General features: G+C 67.9%; 13 protein-coding genes and 2 pseudogenes. 7 read left to right on the top strand and 8 right to left on the bottom strand.

Annotated features, from left to right (window positions below; all coding sequences use genetic code 11):
- A pseudogene (locus tag JWP28_RS17970) lies at positions 1–239 on the bottom strand (arginine--tRNA ligase); the annotation flags it as partial.
- Positions 236–967, bottom strand: a complete 732-nt coding sequence (locus JWP28_RS17965) for a Tat pathway signal sequence domain protein (RefSeq protein WP_299545071.1) — start codon at positions 965–967, stop codon at positions 236–238. The gene JWP28_RS17965 and the pseudogene JWP28_RS17970, both read right to left, overlap by 4 nt.
- A 121-nt stretch (positions 968–1088) precedes the next feature.
- Here JWP28_RS17965 and ispH point away from each other — a divergent pair, with 121 nt between their 5' ends.
- Together ispH and JWP28_RS17955 are read left to right on the top strand one after the other, a co-directional pair.
- Entirely contained in the window at positions 1089–2045 is a 957-nt protein-coding gene (gene ispH / locus JWP28_RS17960; protein WP_299545069.1) for a 4-hydroxy-3-methylbut-2-enyl diphosphate reductase, read from the top strand.
- Positions 2046–2207: 162 nt separating this feature from the next.
- The gene (locus tag JWP28_RS17955) at positions 2208–2597 is read left to right on the top strand and encodes a VOC family protein (protein ID WP_299545068.1); all 390 of its coding nucleotides are present in this window, start codon (positions 2208–2210) and stop codon (positions 2595–2597) included.
- A gap of 48 nt (positions 2598–2645) precedes the next feature.
- On the opposite strand, the gene JWP28_RS17950 is transcribed toward JWP28_RS17955, so the two are convergent.
- A complete protein-coding gene (locus JWP28_RS17950; protein ID WP_299545066.1) occupies positions 2646–2870 on the bottom strand; it encodes a hypothetical protein in 225 nt (74 codons plus the stop codon).
- A gap of 95 nt (positions 2871–2965) precedes the next feature.
- Here JWP28_RS17950 and thrB point away from each other — a divergent pair, with 95 nt between their 5' ends.
- Together thrB and rnhA are read left to right on the top strand one after the other, a co-directional pair.
- Positions 2966–3931 (top strand): homoserine kinase, encoded by a 966-nt coding sequence (thrB, locus tag JWP28_RS17945; RefSeq protein WP_299545065.1) that lies wholly within the window; start codon positions 2966–2968, stop codon positions 3929–3931.
- A complete protein-coding gene (rnhA, locus tag JWP28_RS17940; protein ID WP_299545064.1) occupies positions 3928–4380 on the top strand; it encodes a ribonuclease HI in 453 nt (150 codons plus the stop codon). Before thrB ends, rnhA begins: the two co-directional genes overlap by 4 nt.
- A gap of 33 nt (positions 4381–4413) precedes the next feature.
- Here the strand turns inward: rnhA and JWP28_RS17935 are convergent, their stop codons facing one another.
- Positions 4414–5496: a histidine kinase dimerization/phosphoacceptor domain -containing protein gene (locus tag JWP28_RS17935; protein ID WP_299545063.1), complete on the bottom strand. Its 1083-nt coding sequence runs from the start codon at positions 5494–5496 to the stop codon at positions 4414–4416.
- 225 nt (positions 5497–5721) lie between these two features.
- Here JWP28_RS17935 and JWP28_RS17930 point away from each other — a divergent pair, with 225 nt between their 5' ends.
- The gene (locus tag JWP28_RS17930) at positions 5722–6168 is read left to right on the top strand and encodes a MarR family transcriptional regulator (protein ID WP_299545062.1); all 447 of its coding nucleotides are present in this window, start codon (positions 5722–5724) and stop codon (positions 6166–6168) included.
- A 275-nt stretch (positions 6169–6443) separates the two neighbouring features.
- A complete protein-coding gene (locus JWP28_RS17925; protein ID WP_299545061.1) occupies positions 6444–6806 on the top strand; it encodes a UrcA family protein in 363 nt (120 codons plus the stop codon).
- Between the two features lie 110 nt (positions 6807–6916).
- Here JWP28_RS17925 and JWP28_RS17920 read toward each other — a convergent pair whose 3' ends face one another.
- The gene (locus JWP28_RS17920) at positions 6917–7552 is read right to left on the bottom strand and encodes a GDSL-type esterase/lipase family protein (RefSeq protein ID WP_299545060.1); all 636 of its coding nucleotides are present in this window, start codon (positions 7550–7552) and stop codon (positions 6917–6919) included.
- Positions 7553–7775: 223 nt separating this feature from the next.
- Positions 7776–8063, bottom strand: coding sequence for a DUF3303 family protein (locus tag JWP28_RS17915; RefSeq protein ID WP_299545059.1), 288 nt, complete (start codon positions 8061–8063; stop codon positions 7776–7778).
- Between the two features lie 222 nt (positions 8064–8285).
- On the opposite strand from JWP28_RS17915, the gene JWP28_RS17910 reads away from it, so the two are divergent.
- Entirely contained in the window at positions 8286–8726 is a 441-nt protein-coding gene (locus JWP28_RS17910) for a DUF2141 domain-containing protein (RefSeq protein ID WP_299545057.1), read from the top strand.
- 103 nt (positions 8727–8829) lie between these two features.
- Here JWP28_RS17910 and JWP28_RS20680 read toward each other — a convergent pair whose 3' ends face one another.
- Positions 8830–8979, bottom strand: a complete 150-nt coding sequence (locus tag JWP28_RS20680; protein ID WP_366143825.1) for a lmo0937 family membrane protein — start codon at positions 8977–8979, stop codon at positions 8830–8832.
- A 185-nt stretch (positions 8980–9164) separates the two neighbouring features.
- Positions 9165–9433 (bottom strand): annotated as a pseudogene (locus tag JWP28_RS17905) (hypothetical protein); the annotation flags it as partial.

Genomic DNA, 9433 nt, shown 5'->3' with positions numbered 1-9433 from the left:
GGGCCTGCGACCTCCACCGCCGAGAGGCGCGGATCGGCGGCCAGGCGCTCGGCGACCGCGGTGGCGATCTCGCGCGGGTTCTTGCCCACGCGCTTGGCGGCGGCCAGCGCGCCGTTGGACTGGAAGTCGGCGAGGTCGGGACGGTCCGAAGCGGTGACGCGGCCCAGTTCGGGCGGCAAGCCAAGGTCGGCGAAGGCGGCTTCGACCGCTTCGCTCAACGATAGTTTCAGGTCGCTCATCGGCGGGGCGGGACGCCCCCGGCCGCGACGGTGGTCGCCCCGGCGTTCACGCGGAAGCGCTTACCCTGGCGGTTGAACTCGGCCATCTGCGGAGTGACGTCGAAGCCCACCAGGATCTCGAAGTTGGCGCCCGAGGTGGTGGCCGCGCCGCGCGGGATGACGATGTTGGCGATCGAGTCGGTCACATAGACCCGGTCCTTGCCGGCCTGGAAGTTCACCGGCAGGTCGAAGTTCTGGCGTGCGATCACGTCGCGGTTCCGGTCGGTCACCGCCACCCAGTAGTGATAGGTCTTCGAGGACCCTTGCGCCTGCGGGCCCTTGCCGAGTTCGAACAGCACGTCCATCGACACGGTGATCGGCTGGTCTTCCTTATATTGGCAGCCGGCCGAGATGCCCTGGATCTCGCCGGAGAAGCCGACGTTGGCCGAGGCCTCGCGGTCTTCCTTGAACTCGACGTAGCGGCTGGCGTCGTAGAGCGTCTTCACGAACTGGCAGGGGCCGGCGTTGCGCATCTGCGGCAGCTCGGCCTGGTTGTCGCCCCAGTCCTTGTCGCGCTTCTTCTTCTTGGCGTCGTCCTGCGACTGCTGGTCGCCGCCGCCGCCGCCGCCGCGACCGCCGCCCCCGCCGCCGCCCATGCCGCCACCGCCGCCGCCCCCATACTGGGCGTGGGCCGCGAAGGCGGTCGCGACCATGAAGGCTGAGGCGGCGAGCAGGATCAGGCGGCGCATGACAGGCGTCCGTAAACTTGAGGCGCGCGAAGGCCTCGCGCATACGGGTCCTAGTACAGCGTCGCGAATGCGGCGGCAACGCGGCTGGCGGCCACGCCCGCAACCCCTTACCCTGGCGACGATGTCCCACTCCGCCGCCTGCCGTCCGCCGCTCACGGTGCTGCTCGCCACGCCGCGCGGCTTCTGCGCGGGCGTCGACCGGGCGATCCAGATCGTCGAGCGCGCCATCCAGAAGTACGGGGCGCCGGTCTATGTGCGCCACGAGATCGTCCACAACCGCCACGTGGTGGAGCGGCTCAAGACCCTGGGCGCGGTGTTCGTCGAGGAGCTCAGCGAGTGCCCGACCGACCGGCCGGTGGTGTTCTCGGCGCACGGGGTGCCCAAGTCGGCGCCCGCCGAGGCCAAGGCGCGCAAGATGCTCTACCTGGACGCCACCTGCCCGCTGGTCTCCAAGGTGCACGTGGAAGCCGGCCGCCACTTCGAGGCCGGCCGCGAGATCCTGCTGATCGGCCACGCCGGCCATCCGGAGGTGGTGGGCACGCTGGGCCAGCTGCCGGACGGCGCGGTGACGCTGATCGAGACGGTGGAGGACGCGCGCGCCTTCACGCCGCGCGATCCGGCCAACCTGGCGTTCATCACCCAGACGACGCTTTCGGTGGACGACACGGCCGAGGTGGTGGCCGCGCTGCGCGACCGCTTCCCGGCCATCGCCGCCTCGCACAAGGAAGACATCTGCTACGCCACCACCAACCGCCAGGAGGCGGTGAAGGCGGTGGCGGCGCGCAGCGACGTGCTGATGGTGCTGGGCATCGCCAATTCCTCGAACTCCGTGCGCCTGGCCGAGGTCGGCCGACGGGCGGGCGGCGAGGCCTATCTGATCGACGACGCCGAAGGCCTGGACCTGGCCTGGCTGGCGGGCGCGGCGGTGGTCGGCGTCACCGCCGGCGCCTCGGCGCCGGAGGTGCTGGTGCAGGGGGTCATCGAGCGCCTGGCGCAGAGCTTCGAGGTTTCCATCGAGGAGATCGACGCCGCGCGGGAGACCGTGATCTTCAAGCTTCCCAAGGTGCTGGTGAGCTGAGGCGGGGCGTAGGCCGGGACCCGCGACCTGGACATTCCCATCCGCTCATCCCGGCGGCTTCCAGGCGGGCGACCACCAAGAGGTATTGCGTCCCCCAACTCGCCCCCAAACTCGCAGAGGGTGTCGTAAAATCCTCTTCCCAACGTTTGAAGGAGGGCGTCAATGCTCGACCACGTCATTGTAACCGTGAGCGATTTTGCGCGCTCGACCGCCTTTTACGAGCAAGCTCTCAAGCCACTGGGGATCACGGATTTCCTCGACTTCAAGGGCCAGGATGGTCACCCAGACCTCAAGGGCTTTGGAACTGACGGACGCTTCTTTTTCTGGCTCAAGGAGGGAAGGCCCGATCCGGACGCCGTTCACTTCGGCTTTCGCGCCAAAAGCCAGGCCGAGGTGAATGCCTTCTTTAAGGCTGCAATTGCCGCAGGCGGACGGGAGAAGACCGCACCGGCGGCCCAGCTCCAATATCATCGCGACTATTACGCAACCTGGGTGCTCGACCCCGACGGTCACGACGTTGAGGTTGTCAACAAGACCGGGCAGATCGATTAGCCGTTGGAAGTCGCCGGGTCTCTCCAGCCAAGGCCAAAGGGCCTTGGCCTACCCCAGCCGTTCGACGGTGCGGCGGTAGCGTCTCAGGAAGGCCCGGCCGCGGGCGTGGGAGTCCTCGGTCCAGGGCTCGCGGGCCACGAGGTGCAGGACGCCGTCGCCGTCCGGCTCCAGGCGTACGGTGTCGCCGACCTGGAGGTTCAAGGCTGCGATGGCGTCGTCGTCGAGCACCAGGGCGACATAGTCGCCGACTTGCTCGAGCTTGCATGAGATCATGACGGGCTCCCGGAGCAGGCCCCGAAGCTAGCACGGTGACCGGCGCGCGTCTTCGCCGGCTTGACCCGTCTTGCGACCTACCCCATGCGGAAACCATGGCGGTCTACACCGATATCACCGACGAGGAGCTGAGCGCCCTGCTGGCCGACTTCGACCTTGGCCAGGCGCTCAGCCTGAAGGGCGTGGCCGAGGGGGTGGAGAACTCCAACTTCCTGCTGGAGACCGAAGCCGGGCGGTTCTTCCTGACGGTCTACGAACGCCGCGTGCGGGCCGAGGACCTGCCGTTCTTCCTGGAGCTGCTGCGCTGGCTGGCCGAGCACCGTTTCCCGAGCGCCACCCCGATCCCCGACCGGCGCGGCGCGCTGCTGAAGACCGTGCGCGGCAAGCCCTGCGCCATCGTCAGCTTCCTTTCCGGCCTCTCGGTCCGCCGACCTACCGCCGCCCATTGCCGGGAGGCCGGCGCGGGCCTGGCGCAGCTGCACCTGGCGGCGCAGGGCTTCCCGCTGTCGCGGGCCAACGACCTTGGCCAGGCGGCCTGGGCGCCGCTGTTCGGAGGCCTCGCGGGCGCGGCCGACAACCTCAAGCCAGGACTGGCGAAGACCATATCGTCCGATCTCGAACTACTGGCCGCGCGCTGGCCGCGAAACCTGCCGCAAGGCATCGTCCACGCCGACTATTTCCCGGACAATGTGTTCTTCGCCGGCGGCAAGTTCGCCGGCGCCATCGACTTCTATTTCGCCTGCGTGGATGCGCTGGCCTATGACATCGCCGTGGCGCTGAACGCCTGGTGCTTCGAGCCCGACGGCAGCTTCAACATCACCTCGGCGCGCCAGCTGGTGGCGGGCTACGAGAGCCGCCGGCCATTGTCCGATATCGAACGATCGGCCCTGCCGGTGCTGGCGCACGGGGCGGCCATGCGCTTCTTCCTGACGAGGCTTGCCGACTGGGGGGCGACCCCGGCGGGCGCCCTGGTGCGCCCGAAGGACCCGCTGGAGTACGAGCGCAAGCTCGCCGTGCACCGCGCCTCGCCGGACCTGGTGCTGTTCGGGGCGCCGGCATGACGCCGCAGGTGGTGATCCACACCGACGGCGCCTGCTCGGGCAACCCCGGGCCCGGCGGCTGGGGGGCAGTGCTGCACTTCAAGGACCAAGAGAAGGAGCTCTGGGGCGGGGAGCTCGCCACCACCAACAACCGCATGGAGCTGATGGCCGCCATCCAGGCGCTGGAAGCGCTGAAGAAGCCCTGCAAGGTCGAGCTGCACACCGACAGCCAGTACGTCCAGAAGGGCATCGGCGAGTGGATCCACGGCTGGAAGAAGCGCGGCTGGCTGACCGCCGACAAGAAGCCGGTGAAGAACGACGACCTGTGGAAGCGGCTCGACGCCGCGCGCCTGCGCCACGAGGTCGACTGGCGCTGGGTCAAGGGGCACGCCGGCCACGAGTTCAACGAGCGCGCCGACGCCCTGGCGCGCCGCGGCCTGGAGGAGACGCGGGCGGCCAACCGCCTGTAGTTCGATATCGAACTTGATACTCAGGCCCCGCCGCTAATCCGGTGCGGCATCCGCGCAGCCGAAGACGATCGTCACCTGAGTGCCCTTTCCGGGCGCGGACTGGATTTCGATGTGAGCCTTGGCGTTTTGCTTCAGCGAGCGGACGATCAGGGCCGACAGCTTGCCGGGCCTGGGCCATGTAACGCCGGGCGGAAGCCCCGCGCCATCGTCGGCCACCACCACCCTGCAGCCTGAGGGCAGCTTCGTACTGTGCAAGGTGATCGTGCCGCCCTCTCGACCGACGAAGGCGTGCTTCAAGGCGTTGGTCAGGAGCTCGTTCACGACGAGCCCAGCCGGCATGGCGACGTCGATGGAGACGGCCCAGGTGTCCACCTGCAGGTCGAGGTGGATGCCTTCCACCGCATGGGCGCGCATGACCGCCGAGGCGATCTCGCTCAGGTAGATCCCCAGATCGACAGCCCCGTCGGAACCGGCGTCGCTGAGCGACCTGTAGAGCAACCCGAGCGCCTCCACCCGTCCGGCCAATCGGTCGAAGCCCTCGCCTAACGAGCGGTCAGAAATCCCCTTCGCCTCGACCCGGATCAGGGCGGTGATCATCTGGAGATTGTTCTTAACGCGATGCTGCAGCTCGCGAAGCTGCAGGTCCTTCTCGCGCACCTGCGTCTGCAACTCGTCCAGCACCGCACCGTCCCGCGCGATGGCCTGCACCAGGGCGACCAGACGGAAGGCCGGGACGCCATCATCGCCTTCTATGACGTTCGACCAGGCATCGACCGTTACGGGCGCCCCGTCGCGGGATATCAGGTACTCGCCGACGTAGTCCTGCTCCTCCACGAGGACCTTGCCCAATCCGCGCGGATCGTCGGGTGCGGTCGCTCGCCCGGGAAGACGATCCCAGCGACCGCCGACAATCTGACCGCTGGCCTGCCCCGTCAGCCGTTCGAACGCGTCGTTGGCGTAGATGATGCGTTCCGCCGCCTGCAGCTCGGAGACCGCGATGGCGACCGGCACCTGATCCAGGAATTGTTTGAATCGATCGCTTTCCAGAGCGACGGCCAGGTCGGCTTTGTCGAGCAGCTGTCCCAGGTCGGGCGGGGGCTCTTCGGACTTCGTCATCACAGAGACCTCGGTGCTGCGGCCGGCGCGGCGGACCCGTGTGTACGCCGTCCAACGGGCGTTTACCAACCGCGCCTTCGGCTAAGCCTGCTTTCCGGAACAACGCGCCAGCCGCCGCTCAGCCGGCAGGAAACCGTGGCGGCGAACCGCATCTAATTCGATATCGAATTTGATGTTCGAACTCGAATGGTCTAGGCTGTTCGGATTCGAACCATGGGGGCTGCCATGGCTGCCGAGCCGGAAGACCATCCCGACGTCCAGGTCTTCGACGAGATCCGCTACATCGAGCACCTGGTGCGCACGGCCATCGCCCGCAAGCTGCCGGTGGGCCTGACCTATCCGCAGTTCGAGGTGATGAACCTCTTGTCGCGGCGCGGCGACGGCATCGCACCGGTGGACATCGCGCGCGCCCTGCAGATGACCAAGAACGGCCTGACCAACACCCTGCAGCGGCTGGCGGCGCGCAAGCTGATCCGGGTCGACGGCTGCGAGGCCGACGGCCGGCGCAAGCGCATCTGGTTCACCGCCGAGGGGCGGACCGCCTACGGCCAGTCGATCGCCGCGCTCCGCCCGAAGATGGAAGGCCTGCGCGACGGCTTCACCCCGAAGGAATTCCGCGAGGCGCTACCGTTTTTGAAGGCGCTGCGGACCTGGCTGGGGGAGAAACCGTAGGCGGGCGAGTGGCGCGGGGGCTGAGCGCAGGTTGAACGGACCGAGCGCTTCCGATTTCCGATAGCCGCCGTCGGAGGCGCGGCCACAACGGGTCGGGAACGCGCCGCGAGCGGACATTGAGATTTCTTCGGGATGCCGTCCGAGCCGCGACCTCCCGAGCCCGCGCTGAAATCCTTCAGCCTACAAATCTCTGAGGCAGCGGGGGGCCTGGTGTGAGTCGTCTGGGCCATTGAGGGTGCGCCGGACGGATCCGGCGCCAACCTAGGAGACTGTAGATGCGTAAGCTTATCGGGCCAACGGCCCTCATTGTCGGCCTGGTGCTGAGTTCCGCCGCCTTGGCCGCCCCCTCGGAGCCGGTCGTGCAGCTGCAGCACACCGGGAGGACGTCGATGATCGGCGCGCCCATCGACGAGGTCACGGCCTCGCAACCGGTGACCTACGCCGACTTGAACCTGGCGAACCCTGCCGATGTGCAAAAGCTCGATCAGCGGATTGAAACGGCCGCGGCCCAATCTTGCAGGGACCTGCGTGCGGCGTATCCGCCGGAGTTCTATCCCAAGGTGTCAGGTGGAAGCTGCGTCGCCTCCGCTGCACATAGGGCGGAGGCTGCGATAGCGGACGCCGCCGCCAACAACTAATCGGGATTTCCATTTTTCAACTTGCTGCGGCCGACGCCAAGCGTTCGGCCCGTTGGCGACATGCGGGTGTCGGGTGAGCGCGGCGTACGGGCGGATCATGCCGCCCGGGCTTACCGCGAGTTCAGGCCTTGCGCCACGAGAGGCGCCAGGCGGCGCGCGATCAGAGAGACGCCGGCGGCGTTGGGATGGACGCCGTCACTCTGGTTGAGCTCCGGGTTCAGCGTTACGCCCTCGAGCAGGTCCGGCAGGAAAATCAATTCGTGGCGGCTGGCGGCCGCGGCGAAGGCGCCGTTGAACGCGTGGCCGTATTCGCTGCGGAGCATGGGCGGAACCCGCACGCCCGCCAGGACGACGGTGATGTCGCGCGTTCGGAGCCGCCAGACGATTTGTTCGAGGTTGACCTCGATGGCCGCGGGATCGGCCGCCTGCAGGAAGTCGTTCCCGCCCAGCGCCACGATGCAAAGCTCGACCCCGGCGGGCACGGCCTGGTCCACGCGGGCCAGGCCGCCGGCCGTGGTCTCGCCGATCACGCCGGCCGGCATGATCCGCACCGGGACGCCCAGCTCGGCGAGTTCGGCCTGCAGGCGCCACGGCAGGGCGTCGTGCTGCGGCAGCCCCCATCCGGTAGTGATGGAATCGCCCAGCATGGCGACCTGCGGCGCTGGAGCAGTCCGGGCGGCGGCTGGCGTAAGGGCGGCGGTTGCGCCGACGACCACGTCGCGGCGGGACACAAAGGAGGAACTCATCGGCCCCGACTTAAACGCCGGCGCGGGGCCGCCCAACCCCCCTGCGCGCCCGCGCCGCAGGGCTGCGGACGGTTAACAACCCCGGTCCAGCTCGTGATCAGGGGCTGCTTAGCGGCCTTGGCCGGACCGTGCGCGCTCCTGACTCAAAGCCGTCCTTTGGGAGGCGTGAGCGAGCATCTGCCCTCTCGCCGGAGCCGGCGGGACAGGGTTGAGGCCGCCTTCCTCAGAGATTCGAAAGGCCCGTCTGCAGGTCGGCCGCGTCCATGGCGGGGGTCAGCTCAAAGGTCGCGTTCAGCCCGGTGAAGAAAGGCTCGGCCAGCGGCGGGATCTGGGCGGGCGAGGCCAGATCGAACACAGCGACCATGGTGCGCTTACCGTCCAGGGCGGTGAACCAGACCCCCTCGGGTTTGGCCGCCGCCGTGAAACCCTGGATTATCTTTGGCAGGCTCCCGTCCTTGATCGCACGGTTGGAGGCCTCGACCTCCATCAGAACCTTCAGAAACATGCGCATTGGTGGCTCCGTTTCGTCTGGATGCATCGCCAGCCACGGGACAGCCGCCAACGCCCAAATGCAAGATTTCAATCACTGCGGCCGGCGCCCCGCGTGCCGACTTCAGGGGTTCGGGGCGCTGCGGAACTCATGCTCGGCAGGAAACAGAGTCATTCGATTTCGACGTCTTCCGGCTCCTCCACGCGGCATTACATCGGTCGGCGATCCTTACGGAAACCGCCAATGTCACGCCTCCTTGCCTCCCTCGCCTTCGTCGCCGCCCTGCTGGGGCCGGCTGTCCCTGCCATGGCCCAGCCGACCGCCGGCGCCGTGGTCGTCCACGTCGAAAACGTCCGCTCGTCGGAGGGGCGCGTGCGCGTCGAACTGTGCACCGAGGGCGCCTTCCTGACCGAAGGCTGCGTCTTCGGCGGATCTGCGCCCGCCCAGCGCGGCGAGACCGATGTCACCCTCGTCGACGTGCCCCCCGGCGTCTACGCCGTGCAGGCCTTCCACGACGCGAACGACGACCACAAGGTGAACCGCGGCGTGTTCGGCATCCCCACCGAGGACATCGGCTTCTCGCGGGAGGCGCCGCTCGGGCTGCACGGACCACAGTTCCTCAAGGCGGCCTTCAACCACGCCGCTGACGAACAGGTCGTGACCCTGCATCTGCGCCACTTCTAGGTCGGCGGTGCGGGTTCCGCGCGCACCCTCAGCGGATGTCGATGTGGGTGGCGTCTGCATGGCCCAGCTTCGCCACCCGGTTCTCTGAAGCGTTTTGCGCCAGTCAGATGGACCGCCGCCCCCTTGCGAAATGCAGGACAACCAGGACCAGGGCCACGACAAGAATTACGTGAATTGCGGCAGTCGTTACGTGGAAGGCGAAAAAGCCGAGTAACCACAGAACCACTAATATGACGGCGATTATCCCAAGCATTTTCGGCCCTTTCAGTGGCGACAGGCGGCGGATTGGCAACCTTGGCCTCAATGCATCTGCTAAGCGGCGGGTTCCTTGAGGCGGCAGATCTGTCCCGGGTCGAAATCAGCGGATGGTGCGGTCGTTTTAACCTGCGCGTTTCCTAAGCGACCCCAGGTCCGCAGTTGGCCTGGATCAGCCGCCGGCTACTCCAGCGCCCGCCGCCCCCGGCGCTCAGCGCTTTCCGACTCCGCCTTGCGCCGCCAACAGCGCCACGAGTCGCGTGGGCTGAGCGGGTCGCCCACATGGTAGGCGGCGATGAACGCCGCGGCGCCGCTTACCGGCGGGAGCAGGATCGGCCGCAGCCGGGCGTAGCCGGCGTTGCGCAGGGCCTCGACGCCCGCGCCCACGGAGCCCGCCTTGCGGATCGCGGCCCGCATGATCGCCTCGTCACAGCCCAGCCAGTGGGCCAGGA

The organism is Phenylobacterium sp. (assembly GCF_028290885.1).
Taxonomy (GTDB): domain Bacteria; phylum Pseudomonadota; class Alphaproteobacteria; order Caulobacterales; family Caulobacteraceae; genus Phenylobacterium.
Note: the sequence above shows the minus strand (reverse complement) of the source record. Positions and strands in the feature narration are given on the sequence as shown.